This is a genomic window from Euzebya tangerina (assembly GCF_003074135.1).
GTDB classification, from domain to species: Bacteria; Actinomycetota; Nitriliruptoria; order Euzebyales; family Euzebyaceae; genus Euzebya; species Euzebya tangerina.
The window spans coordinates 1,221,338-1,239,932 of the sequence record NZ_PPDK01000001.1; the positions used below are offsets into that span (position 1 = coordinate 1,221,338).

At 68.5% G+C, this 18,595-nt stretch carries 18 protein-coding genes and 1 other RNA gene; 11 read left to right on the plus strand and 8 right to left on the minus strand.

All coding sequences use genetic code 11. The annotated features are described in order from the left end of the window. The first annotated feature begins 14 nt into the window (after positions 1 to 14). The 5 genes from C1746_RS05630 (at position 15) to C1746_RS05650 (ending at position 5,747) form a co-directional block, all read left to right on the plus strand. Positions 15 to 593 (plus strand): pyridoxamine 5'-phosphate oxidase family protein, encoded by a 579-nt coding sequence (locus C1746_RS05630; protein WP_116713678.1) that lies wholly within the window; start codon positions 15 to 17, stop codon positions 591 to 593. Then, positions 593 to 2,212 carry a multicopper oxidase domain-containing protein gene (locus C1746_RS05635; protein WP_116713679.1) on the plus strand — a complete coding sequence of 540 codons (1,620 nt, stop codon included), beginning with the start codon at positions 593 to 595 and terminating at the stop codon, positions 2,210 to 2,212. The genes C1746_RS05630 and C1746_RS05635 overlap by 1 nt, the downstream gene beginning before the upstream one ends. A gap of 1 nt (position 2,213) precedes the next feature. Beyond that, complete coding sequence (locus C1746_RS05640; RefSeq protein ID WP_116713680.1) at positions 2,214 to 3,425, plus strand: LVIVD repeat-containing protein; 1,212 nt, start codon at positions 2,214 to 2,216, stop codon at positions 3,423 to 3,425. Between the two features lie 27 nt (positions 3,426 to 3,452). Continuing rightward, positions 3,453 to 4,448, plus strand: a complete 996-nt coding sequence (locus C1746_RS05645) for a 2-hydroxyacid dehydrogenase (protein WP_116713681.1) — start codon at positions 3,453 to 3,455, stop codon at positions 4,446 to 4,448. Between the two features lie 123 nt (positions 4,449 to 4,571). Continuing rightward, positions 4,572 to 5,747: a CBS domain-containing protein gene (locus C1746_RS05650; RefSeq protein ID WP_116713682.1), complete on the plus strand. Its 1,176-nt coding sequence runs from the start codon at positions 4,572 to 4,574 to the stop codon at positions 5,745 to 5,747. Between the two features lie 5 nt (positions 5,748 to 5,752). Here the strand turns inward: C1746_RS05650 and C1746_RS05655 are convergent, their stop codons facing one another. The 3 genes from C1746_RS05655 to C1746_RS05665 form a co-directional block, all read right to left on the minus strand. Beyond that, the gene (locus C1746_RS05655) at positions 5,753 to 6,154 is read right to left on the minus strand and encodes a pyridoxamine 5'-phosphate oxidase family protein (RefSeq protein WP_116713683.1); all 402 of its coding nucleotides are present in this window, start codon (positions 6,152 to 6,154) and stop codon (positions 5,753 to 5,755) included. A 109-nt stretch (positions 6,155 to 6,263) separates the two neighbouring features. Continuing rightward, entirely contained in the window at positions 6,264 to 6,914 is a 651-nt protein-coding gene (locus C1746_RS05660) for a response regulator (RefSeq protein ID WP_116713684.1), read from the minus strand. Further along, positions 6,914 to 8,056, minus strand: coding sequence for a GAF domain-containing sensor histidine kinase (locus tag C1746_RS05665; protein ID WP_116713685.1), 1,143 nt, complete (start codon positions 8,054 to 8,056; stop codon positions 6,914 to 6,916). Before C1746_RS05665 ends, C1746_RS05660 begins: the two co-directional genes overlap by 1 nt. 107 nt (positions 8,057 to 8,163) lie before the next feature. Here C1746_RS05665 and C1746_RS05670 point away from each other — a divergent pair, with 107 nt between their 5' ends. Next, a complete protein-coding gene (locus C1746_RS05670) occupies positions 8,164 to 8,685 on the plus strand; it encodes a hypothetical protein (RefSeq protein ID WP_116713686.1) in 522 nt (173 codons plus the stop codon). Between the two features lie 51 nt (positions 8,686 to 8,736). Here the strand turns inward: C1746_RS05670 and C1746_RS05675 are convergent, their stop codons facing one another. Then, entirely contained in the window at positions 8,737 to 9,036 is a 300-nt protein-coding gene (locus C1746_RS05675; RefSeq protein WP_116713687.1) for a hypothetical protein, read from the minus strand. Positions 9,037 to 9,188: 152 nt separating this feature from the next. On the opposite strand from C1746_RS05675, the gene ffs reads away from it, so the two are divergent. Continuing rightward, an RNA gene (ffs, locus tag C1746_RS05680) (signal recognition particle sRNA small type) lies at positions 9,189 to 9,288 on the plus strand. A 22-nt stretch (positions 9,289 to 9,310) separates the two neighbouring features. Here the strand turns inward: ffs and C1746_RS05685 are convergent. Continuing rightward, positions 9,311 to 10,144, minus strand: a complete 834-nt coding sequence (locus C1746_RS05685) for a PhzF family phenazine biosynthesis protein (protein ID WP_116713688.1) — start codon at positions 10,142 to 10,144, stop codon at positions 9,311 to 9,313. Between the two features lie 145 nt (positions 10,145 to 10,289). Here C1746_RS05685 and dnaX point away from each other — a divergent pair, with 145 nt between their 5' ends. The 4 genes from dnaX (at position 10,290) to C1746_RS05705 (ending at position 15,510) form a co-directional block, all read left to right on the plus strand. Then, a complete protein-coding gene (gene dnaX, locus C1746_RS05690; protein ID WP_162867429.1) occupies positions 10,290 to 12,248 on the plus strand; it encodes a DNA polymerase III subunit gamma/tau in 1,959 nt (652 codons plus the stop codon). Between the two features lie 91 nt (positions 12,249 to 12,339). Then, on the plus strand, positions 12,340 to 12,654 hold the full coding sequence (locus C1746_RS05695; protein ID WP_116715585.1) for a YbaB/EbfC family nucleoid-associated protein: 315 nt from the start codon (positions 12,340 to 12,342) through the stop codon (positions 12,652 to 12,654). Between the two features lie 18 nt (positions 12,655 to 12,672). Next, the gene (gene recR / locus C1746_RS05700) at positions 12,673 to 13,269 is read left to right on the plus strand and encodes a recombination mediator RecR (protein WP_116713690.1); all 597 of its coding nucleotides are present in this window, start codon (positions 12,673 to 12,675) and stop codon (positions 13,267 to 13,269) included. 216 nt (positions 13,270 to 13,485) lie between these two features. Beyond that, positions 13,486 to 15,510: a S9 family peptidase gene (locus C1746_RS05705; protein WP_116713691.1), complete on the plus strand. Its 2,025-nt coding sequence runs from the start codon at positions 13,486 to 13,488 to the stop codon at positions 15,508 to 15,510. Positions 15,511 to 15,514: 4 nt separating this feature from the next. Here C1746_RS05705 and C1746_RS05710 read toward each other — a convergent pair whose 3' ends face one another. From C1746_RS05710 to C1746_RS05720, 3 genes are read right to left on the minus strand one after another with little or no spacing between them, the layout of a single operon-like run. Beyond that, a complete protein-coding gene (locus C1746_RS05710; protein ID WP_116713692.1) occupies positions 15,515 to 16,561 on the minus strand; it encodes an ATP-grasp domain-containing protein in 1,047 nt (348 codons plus the stop codon). Then, positions 16,558 to 17,760, minus strand: coding sequence for a tyrosine/phenylalanine carboxypeptidase domain-containing protein (locus C1746_RS05715; protein ID WP_116713693.1), 1,203 nt, complete (start codon positions 17,758 to 17,760; stop codon positions 16,558 to 16,560). Before C1746_RS05715 ends, C1746_RS05710 begins: the two co-directional genes overlap by 4 nt. Next, the gene (locus C1746_RS05720) at positions 17,757 to 18,572 is read right to left on the minus strand and encodes an N-formylglutamate amidohydrolase (RefSeq protein ID WP_116713694.1); all 816 of its coding nucleotides are present in this window, start codon (positions 18,570 to 18,572) and stop codon (positions 17,757 to 17,759) included. Before C1746_RS05720 ends, C1746_RS05715 begins: the two co-directional genes overlap by 4 nt. Positions 18,573 to 18,595: the final 23 nt, after the last annotated feature.

Below are 18,595 nucleotides of genomic sequence, written 5' to 3' on the forward strand. Positions count from 1 at the left end.
AGGGGCGACGACCGATGTCCAGCTTGTCGCCCTCTCGCATCACCGAGCTCAGCCCCCGCGAGTGCTGGGAGAACCTGCGGCAAGCCCAACACGGCATCGGTCGGCTGGCCTTCATTGACCCGGCCAAGCCACCTGGCAGCGCCCCCGAACTCCTGCCCGTCAACTTCATCCTCAACGGGCCGGAGGTGATCATGCGCACGGGCGGCGGGCTGATCAACGCCGCGGCCCGATCCGAGGTCGCCGGCACCTTCGAGATCGACTCCCTCCGGGTGTCCTCGACCGCCGCGCACGACATTGGCTGGAGCGTCGTCGTCCACGGCCGCCTCAATCGGGTCACCGACGCGATGGTTCGCCGCTACCTGGAACTCGGTCGCCTCGCACCGAGCGCCGGCGGGTTCAAGCCCAACTTCGTCCGTCTGGAGATCGAGAGCATCAGCGGTCGCAAGATCTGGCCCCTTGCGCTCGACGCAGCGGGAGCGCCACCCGGGCCAGCCACCGACGACCCCGCGACCCACGAGCCGGTCACCGACGGATCAGTCACCGACCTGCCACGCACCGAAGACCCGATGCCCGACCAGAAGGACAGCGCCTGATGAGTCAACAGCTATCCACCCGTTCGCCCCTCGCCATCCTGCTGACGATGGTGTCCCTCGTGAGCATCCTGCTCGCCGGGCTGGCCTACGACCGGGCGTACTCCGGCGCTTCGGTCGGCACGGGCGGTGACACCGAACTCGTTGGTGAGGCCGACCTGCCGACCCCCACCGTCGACGTGGAGCTCTCCGAGTTCGCCTTCACCCCCGAACCCATAACGATCGCACCGGAGGGGGTGCTCCAGGTCAGCAACGTGGGGAGTGCCGAGCACAACCTGAAGATCGAGGGCATGGAGGAGGCCTACGCCACCGCTGATCTGACCGCGGGCGACGTGGAGGCGCTGTCCCTCGGCGGTCTGGAGCCCGGCGAGTACCCGATCTACTGCACGATCGCGGGGCACGCCGAGGCCGGCATGACCGGGACCCTGGTCGTCGACGCCAACGCCCCCGTCGACGTGGCGGAGGCTGATGGCGACACCGCGGGCGAGGGCGAGGCCGGCGGCGGCGAGGTGGAGGGGGACTCCCTCACGGGCATGGAGCGCGCCGAGTGGCTGCGGGCCAACTACGAGGCCAGCGTCAGCCAGTTCCCCGCCGAGACCGAGGCCATGGGCAACCAGCGGATGGAGCCCGAGATCCTCTCCGATGGCACCAAGGTCTTCGAGCTGACCATCGACGAGACCCAGTGGGAGGTGGCCCCCGGCGAGTTCGTCGAGGCGGTCGCCTACAACGGGCAGGTCCCGGGGCCCTGGATCCACACCGAGGTCGGTGATCGCATCACGATTCGCGTCATCAACGAGCTCGACAGCGAGGGCACCACCCTGCACCCGCACGGCATCTTCCGGCACCCCTTCGAGGTCGACGGGGTCGGGATGATCTCGATGGACCCGATCATGCCGGGGGAGACCTGGGAGCAGACCTTCGTGACCCAGGAGACCTCCGTCGGCATGTACCACGGCCACGACAACGGGGTGCACCAGGTCATCAACGGTGCCTTCGGTGCGTTCACGGTCGGGCAGGTCCCGCTCCCACCACAGGCTGACAACGTCGTCGCCGAGGACGTGATGATCCTGAACGACGCAGGTGAGATCGGCCTGACGCTGAACGCCAAGTCGTTCCCGGCCACGCAGCCCTACGTGCTGACGGAGGGCGAGCAGATGATCCTCCACTACTACAACGAGGGTCTGACTCCCCACCCGATGCACCTGCACAACAACGCGCAGATGGTGATCGCGAAGGACGGCTACCCGCTGGCCTCACCGATCGTGATGGACACCGTGAACGTCGCTCCGGGTGAGCGGTACACGGTCGTGATCTTCGCCGAGGCACCGGGGACGTGGGTCTATCACTGCCACATCCTGAGCCACGTCGAACGTGATGATGGCAGCGTCTTCGGCATGTTCACCGCGCTCATCGTCGAGCCGAGTGATGACCCGGACGTCAACAGCGACCTGGACCGCGACCTCGGCCGGGACCAGATCCCGGTCTTCCCGGGTCAGTCGGCGGTCCAGTCAGACCAGACCGGCCAGACCGAGCAGCCAGACCAGGCTGATCAGACCGAGCAGCCAGACCAGGCCGATCAGGCCGAGTCGCCGCCGCAGGAGCCGGCGGACGACGCCGTCTGAGGTGACCACTCGCAACGTCCTCCCACTCGTCGCGCTGATCGTGGCGCTGTTGGCGACCGGCTGTGCGACCCGCGCGACGGCCGTGGGCAGGGGCGGTCTCGCACCGCCAGCTGCTGCTGAGCCGGCTGCCGAGAGGCCTGCCCTGATCGCGGAGACCGAGGTCCTACCCGAGCCTCAGGGTGTGTTCGGCGCAGCGCCGGGCAACCGCATGGTGCTGCAGACGGCCGAGGGTACGTGGGCGCTGGCCGACACCTCGGTCTCAGCTGCGGGCACCACCGACCTCCAACTGCGCACGGCGGAGGCGGAGCCAGCCGCACGCTGGACCTGTGGCAGCGGCACCGACCAGGCCACGCAGCTGGATGGCACATCGATCCTGGCCATCGCGACGCCGGAGGGACGCTGTGAGGTCATCGACCCCGCGGGTGCTCAGCTGACCATCGGCGGGGCGACCGGCCCGACGGTCCTCCTGATCGACATCGCCCAACCGCTCGAGCCCCGGTTGGTCGGCGCTGTCCGGACCGCGTCCGACGGAGTCACGCTGGCCGCTGACGCGGCCGCGTCGGTCCTGTACCTCGCCGACCGGATGCCCGACAGCCACCAGGGTGTCCTCCGCATGATCGACGTGACCGACCCATCCAGCCCGACCCAGATCGGCCGGATCCCACTGGCCCACGGTGCTGAGCTCAAAGGTCTCGAGATCGACCAGGCCGACCAGCGCCTCTACGTGGCGGCGACGACCTATGTCCACGTCTTCGACATCAGCCAGCCGGCTGCACCGGCCCTGCTCGGCCGTCTCTACGACTCCATGGTGCGCAACTACGACCGCATCTCGGTCAACCGCATCTCCGACCCCCAGTTCGGGTATCGCACCTTCCTGACCGTCCGAGCTCGCCTGGGCGGCGGTCAGTCCTGTGAGACCGGCTTCGCCTACGTGTACGACATCACCGGCGACCTGGTCGAGCGACCGTTGATGATCGCCGACTCCGAGGTGCCGCGACTGGCGGAGCACGGGCGGCCCGATCCCGCCGACCCGGTGATCGGGGAGTGTCCAGAGCTGCAGGTCCGACTGAACGGCACCACCTTCCGCATGGAGCTGTCCTGGGTGGTTGAGCACCACGATGAGTGGACACCACTGCGGCGGGATCACTTCCCGTACAACATCACGTCCGTGTTCCAGGAGCAGGCCGACTACTGCATCCTGGTGCCGGCCTGACCCCCGCCGCAACACCCGGAGGCCCCTGTGCGCATCGCCGTCTTCTCGACCAAGCCCTACGACGAGAAGGGACTGTCCGAGGCTGCCTCGGACAGCGGTCACGACCTGACGTACTTCGAGGCCCGGCTGACCGCCGCGACCGCAACCCTCGCCGCCGACCACGACGCCGTCTGCGCCTTCGTCAACGACGAGCTGGACCGAGCCTGCCTGTCCACCCTGCGGGACCTCGGTGTCCAGCTGGTCCTGATGCGCTGCGCGGGCTACAACCGCGTGGATCTCGCCGCAGCTGACGAGTTCGGCTTGACCGTCGCCCGGGTCCCCGCCTACTCGCCGTATGCCGTCGCCGAGCACACCATCGCGTTGATGCTCGGCCTCAATCGGCGCCTGCACCGCGCCCACTCCCGCGTGCGGAATCAGGACTTCTCGTTGGACGGCCTGCAGGGCTTCGACATGCACGGCAAGACGATCGGGATCGTCGGCACCGGCACGATCGGCACCGTCTTCGCCCGACTGATGCGTGGTTTCCACTGCGAGGTGCTGGCCTACGACCCCTACCCCAACGACGAGGTGGTCCGACTGCGCGGTACCTACGTCGAGCTGGACGAGTTGTTCGAGCGGTCGAAGGTCATCTCGCTCCACTGTCCCCTGACGCCCGACACCCACCACCTCGTCGACGAGCGCCGGCTGAAGCTGCTGCCCGAGGGCGCGCTCGTCGTCAACACCTCCCGCGGTGGCCTGATCGACACCAAGGCCGCCATCGAGGCGCTCAAGTCGGGCGAGCTCGGGGGACTGGCACTGGATGTGTACGAGGAGGAGGCCGAGCTGTTCTTCGAGGATCGGTCCGAGCAGATCCTCACCGACGACGTGTTCGCGCGGCTGCTCTCCTTTCCGAACGTCCTGATCACCTCCCACCAGGCCTTCTTCACCAACGAGGCGCTGGCCAACATCGCCCAGACCACGATCGCCAACGCTGACGCCGTCGCCGCCGGTGAACCTCCCGAGGGTCTGGTCGAACCCGCCTAGCAGACGCGCTGCTCGACTGACCTCGCCGGGACCATCGGCCGTACCGGATCGGGACCTCGGGCCTGTCGGCGACCCGGCCGGCCAACCACACTGAGACCACGAACTCGGCGAGAGGTGTCAGCCATGAAACGCGGTGTCTGCGCACGACGGACCATTGCCGGCCGTCCCTTCGCCCTGCAAGAGCGGCTGGTGCACAACACGCCACGACTGCTGCAGCAGGCGTCGGGCCGTGAGGTGCAGCCACCCGACGGCGACGGGTGGTTCCTGGTGGACCTGAGCGCCCATGTGGCGGGCAGCGTGAAGGAGCGGACCGTCCGCGTCCGCCTCGGGCAGGCGGCTCCCTACCCGCTCGGGTTGCGCATCCCACTGCGGTGGGTCGCCGCCGACGCGCAGGCGCTGTTCCCGACCTTCGAGGGCGCGATCGAGATCGAGGATGCCGACGTCAACCGGCTGACCGTGGCCCTGGTCGGCAGCTACGAGCCTCCTGGTGGACTGGTCGGCGCCGCACTTGACCGGACGGTGCTGGCCACGGCCGCCGAGGAGAGCGTCGAACGACTGCTCACCGGTCTGGTGCAGGAGCTCAGCGACACCGCCCAGGAGCCGGAGATCGACCCGACCGTGGTCGAGCAGCTCTCCGTCGCCGATGTGATGACGCCGAACCCGTTCCTGCTTGACGCCTCCATGAGCCTGCGGACCGGCGCCAACCTGCTGCTGCAACAGCAGATCAGCGGAGCACCTGTGGTGGACCCCGAGGGGCACATCGTCGGCGTCCTGTCCGAGAGCGATCTGCTGGACAAGGTCGCGCCGATTCGCTACGGCCTCACCCAGGACACGGTGAAGTCGTGGCGCAACCACGCCGCGACCACCGTCGGCATGGCCTGCAGTAGGCCGGCGCACACCACGCAGAGCTCCACGCCGCTCCGCGACGCAGCCAAGGTGATGGCGGCGAAGCGGATTCGCCGCCTCGTGGTCATGGAGGGCGGGGCACTGGTTGGCATCCTCACCAAGCGGGACGTCGTCAAGGCGCTGCTGCGTGCCGATGCCGAACTGGCTGCTGCCGTCGACGCGGTGCTCCACGACTCCCGCTTCAAGGGACTCCGCGGACAGGTGGCCGACGGCGTCGTGCACGTGACCGGGGTGACCCATCGGCGTAGTCGGCTCGTGGAACTCGAGGAGCGCCTGGACACCATCGACGGGGTCATCGGCGTCATCACCAGCGACGTGGCCTCCAATCTCGACGACCTCGGCTCGGTGGGCCGGTCGGATCAGGAGTCGGACACGCCGGCTTCCATGCGCTGAGCTGTCTAGGCGGGAAGGAGTTCGCGCCCCGTCATCTCCGTTGGATCGATCCGGATGAACACCGGGCGGTCACGGCCGATCCACCCGCTGACGTTCACCGTCTCGAGGGTCGAGGCGCCCGAGGCGTCGGGCATCACGTCAGCGGTTCCGCGGAGCAGCACCGACCACGAGTGGTCCTGCGGACCCGTGTCGCCCGAGTCGATCTCGAAGGCGACCGACTGGCGTCTGGCAGCGCTGGCCAGCTTGGACCCCGCGCCCGTCCGGATGAGCACACCCTCCCCGTCCCAGTGGTAGTTGACGGGCAGGACCGTCAGTCGGGACTCGGCATCGGTGAAGGCCAGGCGACCGAGCGAGGTCTCGGAGAGGAAGCGGACACAAGCGTCGTGGTCCAGGTCCTGCCAGCTCATGGTGTTCAGTCCTCTCAGAGATGCGTCGGCCCAGTCTCATGAGGGTGGGAGCCCTGTCTAAAGGCCAAGTGGCCGTGTTGGCTCGGGTCCAAGGTCCCGAACAGACCCCTCAGGGGCGGTCCCGGTGCTCCACCAGGTAGGCGGCTGCTTCTGCGCGCCGCGCCACGTGGAGCTTCGACAGGATGGTCGACACGTAGTTCTTGATGGTCTTCTCGGCCAACCCGAGCGTCTCGCCGATCTCCCGGTTCGTGGCGCCGGTGGCGATTCCGTCCAAGATCCGGCGTTCCGTGGGGGTGAGGCGGGCGAGCCCGGGATCGCCGACGGGAGCACCGTCGCGGACCCGTTCGAGGACCTTGGCCGTGACGGCCGGGTCCAGGAGTGACTCGCCACCCGCCACCCGGCGGATGCCGTCGACCAGCTCGGTACCCCGGATCTGCTTGAGCAGATAGCCGGCGGCACCGGCCATGATCGCCTCGAACAGCGCGCGGTCGTCGTCGAAGGAGGTGAGGATCAGCACACGGGACTCGGGCCGCTCGCTCCGGATGGCGCGACACGCCTCGACCCCGGTCCCATCCGGGAGTCGGACGTCCATCACCACCACATCCGGCTTGTAGGATCGCGCGCGCAGGATGGCGTCGGCGACGGTTCCCGCTTCGGCCACGACGGTCAGGTCCTCGGTCGCCTCGAGCATGGCGACCAGCCCCTGACGGACGACCTCGTGGTCGTCGACCAGCATCACGCGGACCTCTGACACGGTCATCACACTCCTGCCCGGGGTAGGGGGACCCGAAGCGCGACCGAGGTCCCAGCCGACGGCCGCGAGTCGAGGGTGAGGTCGGCCCCGAGGATCGCGGCGCGCTCGGCCATGTTGCCGAGGCCGTGTCCGAGGACCACGGCGTCCTTGCGGAACCCCCGGCCGCTGTCGTTGACCTCCACGATCAGCAGCTCCCCATCCACGGTCGCCTTGACCGAGACGGACTCGGCATCGGCGTGTCGCATCGCGTTCGAGAGCGCTTCCCGAACGATGTGCAGGACATCGGGTACCAACTCCGGGGCCACCAGTTGATCAAGGCGCGAGCCGATGTCCAGGGACGGTGCGGTGTGCCCTCCGGAGCGGAACTCCTCGGCCAACTCGATGAGTCCTCGGCGCAGGCTCAGCTTGCCGGACGTCTCGCCGCGCAGCGTGTAGATCACGGTGCGGATGTCGCGGATCGCCGAGTCGATCTGATCGATGCTGGTGTCGATGCGGGCCTGGACCTCGTCGGGATGGGTCCTGATCAGCGGCCATGCGCTCTCGAGAGCCATGCCGACGCTGAACAGGGACTGGATCACGCTGTCGTGCAGATCGCGTGAGATCCGGTCTCGTTCGTCCTGGATCGCGCCGATGCGGGCGCGCTCGGCCAACCGTGCGGCCTGGATCGCCATCCCGGCCTGCGCTGCCAGGACGGTGGTGACATCCACGTCGAACTGGGTGAACCCACCCGGCTTCTCGGTGAGGTACAGATTCCCGAAGACGGTGTTGCCGGCTCGAACCGGGAGGCCGAGGAAGTGTCGCATGGGCGGGTGGTGCTCCGGGAATCCCGCCGACGCCGGGTGGCTGGCGAGGTCGTCGGTCACGACCAGCTCCTGCCGTCGGATCAACTCACCCAGGAGACCACCACCCGTCGGGGTTCGCCCGATCTGCCGCACCGTCGCGGCATCGATTCCCTGGTGGACGAACTGCACGATGAGGTCGGAGTCCTCACCGAGCACGCCGAGCGCGCCGTACTCCGCGCCCGTGATGCGTCTTGCAGCCGTCACGATCAACGGCAGCAGCTGCTCGAGGTCGAGCTCACCGTGGAACGCCTGCGCCACGTCTGCCAGCTCAGCGAACGGTTCACTCGTGGCCGTCGGGACGTCCATGGCTCGAACGGTACGCGATCGACCCACCTCCCCTCCCGTCCTTCGACCCGAGCGCGGAGGGACCAACGGCCCTCCCGCCGGGCCATCGGCTGGCGCAGCATCACGGGGTGAGCACGAGCCTCGACGTCCACGTACCGATCCGGCCGGATCAGTGCTCGGTCGCGCAACGGCGCTTCGTCGGGTCACCGCGAGTCCTGCTGGGCGACGGCGCTCGTCGGACCGTGGACCTGTGGCAGACCCACGTCCGGGTAGGGCGGATCAGGCGGCCGGTGGTCGTCAGTCTGGGACCAGTCCGCACACCGATGCGGGGTGTCGGCTCTGCGGGGCAGAACGAACACGTCCGGAGCATGCGGTGGCGCCCCGAGCGGTCGGGATTGGAAGGTGGAATGATCCTGGATCCACGATTCCCGAGCTTCGTGGGAAGCATCGGTCTTGAGGTCGAGGGGAGTGGGGTGCTCAGACTCCGGGGCACGTACCAGCCGCCGGGTGGCCACCTGGGAAACGTGGTCGATGGGCTGTTCCTGCACAAGGCGGCGGAGGCCACCGCGCTGGACCTCCTGCGGGACATCCGGGCGCGACTCGTGGCGGATGAGGAAACCGCCTCGACGAGTGTGGTGGAGAACCGGTGAGCTGACCGAGTCCCGCAGGTTGCCCCGCGGGACAGCGGGTGGTGCGGCGGCCTACGAGCCCTGGAAGTGCTTCAGCTTCGGTGACGCCTTCACCCAGTCGGCGATCCGGTCGACGTGGATCTCCTTCTGGGCCGCGTCGATGGCCGATACGACCGTCGTCTCGACGACGACGTCGTTGCCCCGAAGTCGACCACCGACGCGCACGATCAGGTGGTTGTCGCCCACCCGATCCTGGTCGCCGGCAATCTTCCCGGCGACGCCATCGCGCGCCAGGACGGTGAACCCTCCTAGCGCATCGGCCTGGTCGTGGATGATCCGATCGATGCTGCCACGGTCCTTTACCTTACTCATGGAAAACACCTCGTTTCCGGTAGGGTAACTAGTCACGATGACGAGATGGTCGGAGTGGCGCTACCGGCCAATCGGACGCCGTGCGGACGGGCACGCACGCGACCCGATTCTCCGCTAGAGTGGAAGGCCCGCCGTGGACAGTATCGGGCGGGTTCGAGGTCCCGTGCGACGTCGCTCTGTGAACCTGGTCAGGGCCGGAAGGCAGCAGCCATAAGCAGTCAGTGACGGGTGCCACGGACACGCCGCGAACCCGTCCGGTAGTGCCCGCGGCGGCTCAGGTGAGCTGACCTCGGAGGATCGTGGTGGTCCGGCCTCCCACCAGCAAACTGCCGTCGGCCGCCAGGCGCACGCTGACCCGTCCAGCGCGACCCATGGCCGTGCCCTGTGCGGCGGTGAACGGCGGCGTCAGTTCGGCTCGATCGATCAACCACTGACCGGCGGACGCATTGAGCGACCCGGTCACGGGGTCCTCCCGGAGGACACCCTGCGCGTCGGTGAAGAACGCGCGGACCTCGACGTCTGCCTCACCACCGTCACCGTAAAGGCCGACGACGCCGATGTCGATCCGGTCGCCGTCGCCGCGAGGGTCCAGTGCCAGGACCGCCTCGGCATCCTGCAGTTGCACCGTGACCCATCCCGGTCCGTTGTCCGTCCAGGCGGCCGCCTGCACAGCGGTGCGGTCGATGCGCAGGATCGCACAGACGCGGTCCAGGTCCGCCTCGTCGACCGGACCCTCGCGGAGCAGTGGTGGGGCGGCGAAGGAGATGGTCCCCTCGTCCAGATCGAGCGGGACCAGTCCCGCGCCGCACTGCTGCAGGACCACCCCGGGGGTGCTGGGAGTCCCGCCGGCCTCCAGCCATGCGTGGCAGGTGCCCAGGGTGGGGTGACCGGCGAACGCCATCTCGCGATCGGGCGTGAAGATCCGGACGTGGTAGTCAGCCTCATCGGCGGTCGGGCGGACCAGGAAGGTGCACTCCGACAGGTTCATCCACTGCGTGAACGCGAGCATCTGCTCGGCACTCAAACCGTCGGCATCGTGGACCACCGCCACGGGGTTGCCCGACAGTCCGCCGGATCCGAACACGTCCACCAATCGAACCTCGTTCATGCCGGGATCGTGCCATCCGGCCACCAGCCACGCGGCGGGCCAACCGGCTCTGGCCGTCACGACGGTGCCGGTGTCACATGTGGCCTCTAGGGTTTGGTTTCCCACACGTCGTCCCGACCACGCAAGCCAAAGGACCCAGCCGCACGTGGCGCACGTCTCGCTCTACCGCAAGTACCGGCCGCAGACCTTCGACGAGGTCGTCGGCCAGGACCACGTGACGACCACGCTGGCCCGCGCGGTGGACAGCGGCAGCTGGCATCACGCCTACCTCTTCACCGGTCCACGCGGGACGGGAAAGACCTCCTCGGCTCGGCTGCTCGCCATGGCCATCAACGCCACGGACGGCCCGACCTCCACGCCTCCTGCGGACGACCCGATCGTGACCGCGATCAGAGAGGGGACGTGCCCGGACGTCATCGAGATCGATGCCGCCTCCAACAACGGGGTCGACGACGTCCGTGACCTGCGAGAGCGTGTGGCGTTCTCTCCAGCACAGGCGCGGGTCAAGGTCTACATCGTGGACGAGTGCCACATGCTCTCCAACGCAGCGTGGAACGCCTTCCTCAAGACCATCGAAGAGCCGCCCGACCACGTCGTGTTCGTCTTCGCCACGACCGAGCCGCACAAGGTGCTGCCCACGGTCCTGTCCCGAACCCAGCGGTTCGACCTCCGTCGGATCCCGGCAGCCGAACTCGCCGATCACTGCCGCCACATCGCGGATCTGGAGGGCTTCACCTTCGAGGGCGACGCCCTGCAGTCCATCGTCAGGGCCGGTGACGGGTCGGCCAGGGACACCCTGTCCGTGCTCGATCAGGTGGTGGCGTTCACAGGCCCCACCGTCACCGCAGCGGGTGTGGCCGAGGTCCTCGGCTCAGTCCCCGCGGTCCTGCTGGACCGGCTGGCGGGCCTGCTGGCCGACTCCGACGTGGCGGGCGTCCTGGGGCTCGTCCAGGAGGTCGCGGACGGCGGAACCGACCTGCGGCAGTTCGCCACGGACGCGGTGGAGCACCTGCGGTCGCTGCTGCTGCTGGCCGCCGCGCCGGAGGCCGGGCTCGTCGACGCCACGCCCGACCGGGTGGCCGAGCTCACAGCGCAGGCGTCGCGGACCGGCCCGGCGGATCTGCTCCGCGCCGTGGAATTGCTGAACGACGCCCAGCCCAAGATGCGTCGCGGTAACACCCAGTTGCCGCTCGAGATCGCGCTGGCCAAGGCTGCACTACCCGAGTCCGGCGGTGACCCGGAGGCTCTCGCGGCACGGCTGGACCGTGTAGAGTCGGCGCTGTCGGAGTGGCCAGCCGCTGCTGCTGCACCGGCAGGTGCGAGCGCCGCTCCGGCCGGTGACGAGCCCGATCGGAGCGCCCGCGAGGCACCGGCGACGGACCGGGGCCCTGATCACGACCCGAGCGACGCCGCCCCGGACGAACCGGAGCCGTCTGAGCCCAGTCGATCCGCACCCGGCCAGTCCGAACCAAGCGAGTCCGAACCCCGCCAATCCGAACCCCGCCAATCCGAACCGAAGCCCGAAGGGCCCGAAGCCGTAGAGCCCGGGGCTGCCGCGGCTGACCCAGTTGCCCCGACCGGTCCGTCCACCGCGCCGGACCAGGACGCCGGACCAGCAGCGGCCGACTCCGCGCCCGAACCAGCCCCGCAGGAGTCTGCCTCCGACACCCCCGACCCTGTCGACGACCTGACCCGCATAATCGACGCCTGGCCGGCGGTCCTGACCACCCTCGGCCGGACCTCCAAGCGGGTCTCGGCCGTGGTCGGTGAGGGGCGCCCCACGTCGATCACGGGCGACGCCCTGATGCTGCACTTTCCCTTCGAGTTCCACGCCGAGCAGGCCCGTGACGCCGAGACTGCGCAGGCGATCGGAGCCGCCGTCGAAGCCGTCACCGGTACGCGGTACCGCATCAACGCCGTGGTCGGGTCCGACCCTCCAGCGGCGTCCGTGGAGGTGGTTGATGACGAGGCGTCGGCGGTCATCAACCACGAAGCCGCTGAAGCTGCCGGCGACGTCGCCGACGACGACGAGGCCCACGATCAGGCCATCGCCGCACTCAGTCAGGGGCTGGGCGCAACCGTCATCAGTGACAGCCGCGAGTGAACCGGTCCTCAACTCGTACCGGACCGGCACGGCCCACCGTTACCATCACACGCAACCGACCACCACGCACACCGACCACGAGGAGAGCCCCATGGGCAACCAGCAGGCCATGATGCGCCAGGCGCAGGCCATGATGAAGAAGATGCAGAAGGCTCAGGACGAGCTGGCGGCCAAGACCGTGACGGGCAGCGCTGGCGGCGGCATGGTCGAAGCCGTGGTCAACGGCGCCGGCGAGTTCCAGTCCATCACCATCAACCCGGACGCGGTCGACCCCGATGACGTCGAGATGCTGCAGGACATGGTGGTTGCCGCGTGCAACGAGGCGGTCCGTGCCTCGAAGGAGCTGGAGGGTGAGATGATGGGCGGCATCGCCGGCGGCCTCGGTCTGCCCCCCGGGCTGCTGTAGACCTCCGAGAACCCACTGGTGTACGAAGGCCCGGTCCAGAACCTGATCGACGAGCTCGGACGACTGCCCGGTGTCGGTCCGAAGAGCGCCCAGCGGCTCGCGTTCCACCTGCTGCAGGTCGAGCGGATCGACGCCGAGCGCCTCGCCAAGGCGATCCTCTCCGCCGCGCAGGACATCACGTTCTGCTCGCGCTGCTTCAACGTGTCGGAAGGTGAGCTGTGCCGGATCTGTCGCGATCCGAAGCGGACGGACGACGTCCTCTGCGTGGTCGCCGAGCCCAAGGACGTGCAGGCCATCGAGAAGACCGGCGAGTTCCGAGGTCGGTACCACGTCCTCGGGGGCTTGATCGTCCCGATCGACGGGATCACCCCCGACAAGCTGCACATCGCCGAGTTGGTGCGCCGGCTTGGCGAGGAGCAAGTCACCGAGGTGGTCATCGCCCTCAACCCGACGGTGGATGGAGAGACCACGGCGAGCTACCTCCGCCGGCAACTCCAGACCCTCGGCCTCAGCGTCACGCGCATCGCCAGTGGCCTCCCCGTCGGCGGCGATCTCGAGTACGCCGATCAGGTGACGCTGGGACGGGCCTTCGCCGGCCGCACGTCGATGGGCTGAACGCCATCATCTGAGCAGAGACGGAGCAAAGGAAACGGGGTCGTCGGCTGCATCGTCGACGACCCCGTGTGTACCTCAGCACTGAGGGGGGTGCTGAGGAAGTGTGTCCTTGTCACCAAGCTATATCCGCATCCCGTGCAACCCACACATTGCACCAGTATTCCTTCGCCAGCCATTGGCCAGCGGATCAGGTCCACCTCCGTAGGATCGGGCCGCATGACTCCTCCCACGGCAAAGCGCGTGCCCCACGTCTGGTCACGCCCGACCGGTGATGTGACCGACCACTACGCCTGGCTGGCCGATCGGGACAACCCGGACACCATCGACTACCTCGAGGCCGAGAACGCCTACGCCGACGCGTTCTTCGCCGATCACGAGGAAACCATCGAGGCCGTCTATGGCGAGATCAGGTCGCGCGTGCAGGAGACGGACCAGAGCGCTCCCGTTCCACACGACGACTGGTTCTACGCCCGGCAGACGGAGGAGGGAAAGGACTACGTCGTCATCTCCCGAGGTCGCACGGCGGAGACCGCCACCGAGCAGGTCGTCCTCGACGTGAACGCCGAGGCGGAAGGACATGACTTCTTCTCCCTCGGCATGGTGGACATCAGTCCTGACCACACACGCCTCGCCTGGTCCTCGGACACCGATGGCGCCGAGTTCTACGACGTCCGGATTCGTGACCTCCACCAGGGCACCGAACTGGACGACGTGATCCCGCGCACCTCGGCGGGTGGGTCCGCCTGGTCAGCTGATGGGTCATACCTCTTCTACGTGCTCCCCGACGAGCAGCACCGTCCCTTCCGGGTCATGCGTCATGCGCTCGGCACCCCGGTGGAGGATGACGTCGAGGTCTACATCGACACCGATGAACGGTTCTTCGTCGGCGTGGGAGCCAGCCGCAGCGGCGAGTGGATCATGATCGGCAGCGGGTCGAAGCTGTCGAGTGAGGTGTGGGTCCTCCCCGCCAGCGCCCCCACGACCGACCCCGTCCTGGTCCGGGCGCGCGAGGACGATCTCGAGTACAGCGTCAGCCACTGGGGTGAGCAGTTCGTCATCACCACCAACGAGGCCGCCGAGGACTTCCGCATCATGACCGCGCCGGTGGAGGCGCCGGGGGCGTGGACCGAGTTGGTCCCCCACGAGCCGGGCCGGCGGATCGTCTCCGTCCAGACCTTCGCCGATCATCTGGCGATCCTCTCGTGGAAGGACATGCAGCGACGGGTCGAGGTGCGCTTCCGCGATGGGACGACCACGCAACTCGATGTGCTCGACGAGCCGCACGACACCTCCTTCGGCGCCAACCGCAACTACGACACCCGGATCCTCCGCGTCGCGGTGGAGTCGATGTCGGTGCCGCGGACCATCTACGACGTCGATGTGGTCACGCGTGAATCGACCCTCGTCAAGCGCACCCCGACCCCCAACGTCGATCTGGACGCATACGTGGCCGAGCGACTCTGGGCGACCGCGGAAGACGGAACCCGGGTGCCGGTGGATGTGGTGCGGCACACCGACACCCCGGTGGACGGGACGGCGCCGTGCCTGCTGTACGGCTACGGCTCCTACGAGATCTCGATCCCGACAGCGTTCAGCGTCGTCCGACTCTCACTGCTCGACCGCGGTGTCATCTTCGCCCTGGCCCACCCTCGCGGCGGCGGCGAAGGCGGACGCCGGTGGTACACGGGCGGGAAGCTGCTGAACAAGCGCAACACGTTCACCGACACCCTGGCGGTGGCGGACCACCTGGTGGACACCGGCTGGTCGCATCCGGACCGCCTGGGCATCCGGGGTGGCTCGGCCGGCGGGCTGCTGGTCGGCGCCTGCATGACCATGCGCCCCGGACGCTTCGCCGCGGTGGTCGCCGACGTCCCGTTCGTCGACATCGTGACCACGATGAGCGACCCCACGCTGCCGCTCACGGTGACGGAGTGGGAGGAGTGGGGCGACCCACGGTCCGAGCCGTTCGCCTCGTACATGCTCAGCTACTCGCCGTACGACAACACGGTTCCGGCCGACTATCCCGCGGTCTACATCACCGCCGGCCTCAACGACCCGCGCGTGCAGTACCACGAGCCGGCCAAGTGGGTCGCCCGCCTCCGGGAGGTGGGTACCGGAAGCCGCCCGATCCTGATGAAGACCGAGATGGGTGCCGGCCATCAGGGGCCGAGCGGCCGATACGGCGCGTGGCGCGACCAGGCTCGGACCCTGACGTTCATCCTGGTGGCGCTCGACGCCTGAGGCGTCACATCATCGCGATCTCGCGGTTGGCGAACCGGCCCCCGTAGAGCTCCTGCAAGCGAACCTTGTGCCTGAGGTCCCGGAGGACCGCCCCGGAGAAGTCGATTCCGGTCAGGTCCTCCGCCTGCCCGATCCCCCCGGGCGTGTCGACGTTGATCTCCATCATCGTTGCCCCCACGATGTCGAGGCCGGCCAGGTACATACCGTCGCGGACCAGCTTCGGTGAGGCGATCTCGGCGACGTTGATGGCGTCCTCGTCCGGCTCGGCCATCTCGATCGCCCCTCCGGCCGTGATGTTCGACCGGGCGTCCTCGGTCTCGTTGTAGCGGCGGAAGCAGGCGTAGGTCCCGTCGACCTGAAGGGGGCGGCCGTTCAGGGTGATGAGTCGGAGATCGCCATCGGCGGCAGCCGGCAGGTACTCCTGGACGATCGCGTACCCGAAGCGGACCGTTGCTTCGATCATCTGATTCAGGTTCGAACGGCCGCCGTCGGTGATGACGAAGACGCCCTCGCCGCCGGAGCCCTGCAGTGGCTTGATGACCGCTCGGCCGTCCTGGTCCTCGATGAAGGCTCGGATCGTCTGCGCATCACGGGTGATGCAGGTGCGGGGCCGTATGGCCTCGGGGTACTGCTGGAAGTAGGTCTTGTTCGAGGCGTCCGTCAGCCTCCTCGGGTCGTTCACGACGATCACACCGCTGTCGGCGATGAGTTGGGCGAAGAGCAGCCCCGAGGGATGGGCCCACGGCCGCTCCACGATCTCCTTGGCCGGGTCGGCCCGCAGCATCAGCACGTCCACCTCGTTGAGGGTGACCACGTGGCGTCGGTTCTCGGGCTCCTGGAGGTCGGCGAGGATCTCGGTGTCGTCGGCGTACCCGGTCGTCGACGGTCGAGATGCCGGTGCGCAGAGGGCGCCACCGGGCATGTAGCTCAACTCGCTCTGCGAGACCAGCGACACGTCGATACCCATCTCAACGCAGCGGCGGGTCAGGCGGATGGTGCTGTAGTTGTCCTGCTCGGTGGCGATGTCGTTGATGACGAAAGCAAGCTTCATGTGGTGCAGTCGATGTCGTAGAGGGCGGTCAGGGGGCGCTCCGCGGCGTCGGCCAGACGGGCCACGCCGTCACCGCTGGAAAGGCAGTTGGGCAGGAGGGCGGGAGGGCGGAGGAGGCCTCGGTCCAGCAGGTCGACGATGAGGTGGTGGTGCCGCAGGGCGAACTTGCCCACGAACAGTTCCGTCAGGTCGCCGCCGCGTCCCAGCCAGCTGAGCAGGTTTCGGAGACCGGCCAGGTACACGGCGTCCTTGGTGAGTCCGCCACCGCGCTTGGCTCGCACCGCGACCTCGAAGGCCGGCTCGACGGGCAGGCCGTGGCTTCGGTGCAGCACGTCGAAGATCTCCTCCAGCGGGGTCGCACGCGTCGCCAGGTCGGCGGCGACGACGCGCGCAGCGAGCACACGAAGTCGAGACGGCGGCAGGCAGCCCTCGAGGAACTCGCAGAACGTCGCCAGCCCCTCCTGCAGGGCGTCGTAGTGACCGAAGCCGCTCTGCAGCAGGGCCAGTGGCTGGCGGCGACCGTTGAACCACGTCAGCACGTGGACGCCGACCTCGTGGGCCACCAGGGGTCGCACGCGGTGGGTGGAGATGTCCAGCCGGGCGTCCACGTACAGATCGCCAGCCCGGACCATCAGCTTGTAGTCGGTGTCCGGCACGACGTGGATCTCGAACGCGAACTCCGGAGCCGCCTCGGCGTACTCGGCCCGGCAGCGTTGGGCTTCGGCCAACACGTCGTCCGCGCCCGCCCGGGGCCCGGTGGGGGACCGCTCTGGGACGTCGGAGAGGATCGTCTCCGCATCGTCCAGCAACGTCCGGTCGATCTCGCCGAAGAGGTCGATGGAGGCCGCGACGAAGGCCGGCGTGTCCCGACACTCGAGCAGACGGACCTGTCGGCGCAGTTCGTCGGCCTTCTCGGCCAGCAGGACGGCGAAGGTGGGCTCGTCGATCTCGGCGAGCGGCAGCGAATCCAGCCGGTACCGGACAGCCTCGCAGTCGAGTTCGAGGGGCTCATAGGTGAGCGGCGGTGCGAACTGGAAGTCGTTGGCCACGAACGTCCGCCATCTGGCGTCGTTGCCCGTGGGGGACACGCGCGCGAGCCAGTCGATCTCGCGGTCGAGATCGACCAGGGCCGCGTCGACCGCTCGTGCCGCGGCTCCTGGCTGCGGCGGCGTCGGTTGCGACGTCGAGAGGTGGTTCATCGCACCAGGTGCCGCACCGCGTCGACCGCACGGCGAAGTCCACTGTGGAGGGCGTGCAGTGCCTGGATGTCAGCGGTGCCGGCCCACTCGTCCATGAACACCTTCTTGTACTCCAGGGTGACGGTGCAGACGTGCTCGCCGTACTGCTCGAACACCCACTCGGGCCAGTGACCACCGTCGACGAAGCGCGCGTTCCGGTCCACCTCGACGGCACGGTCGGCGTCGCCTGCAGCGGGCATCCGCGTCCGCGTCAGTTCGGTCCACAACGTCTCGACCAGCTCGCCGAAGCGGTCCTCGTCTGCGGTGGTGAGCCCGAGGTCGATGTCCGGGTGATCAGTCGGCGGGCCGGGCTCACCGTCCCCGTCCGCGGGACGGTGGTTGAAGCTGTGGACGTCGAGGACGAGGACGGCGCCGTAGGTCGTGATCAGCTCCTCGAGCCACACCCGCATCAGCTGGTAGTACCGCTCGCGGGCCGCCAGCGAGCGGGCCACCTCCGCCTCCTCCAGTTGACGGCTCCAGGGCTCCAGTCCCCAGGCGTAGTACCCGTTGAGGTACACCGCCTCGTCGGCCGGCCGGTTCAGGTCGACCTCGAAGCGGGATGCAGCGGGCACGAAGAGGTGGTCGCCGACGCTGGCCAGCACGTCGGTGAGGGGATCTTCCTCGCGCAGACGTGTGGCAGCGTCGAGAGCGGAGAGTGCGGCGAGTTCGGGTCGCAGGTCGTGGCCGGCATGAAGTGCGGTGGCCAGGACCGGGCCGTTCCCGCGACGTATCTCCCAGCGCTGGTCCAGTGCGATCGGGGATGGAGGGCGCATTGTGGGAGCCGTACCCGAACACG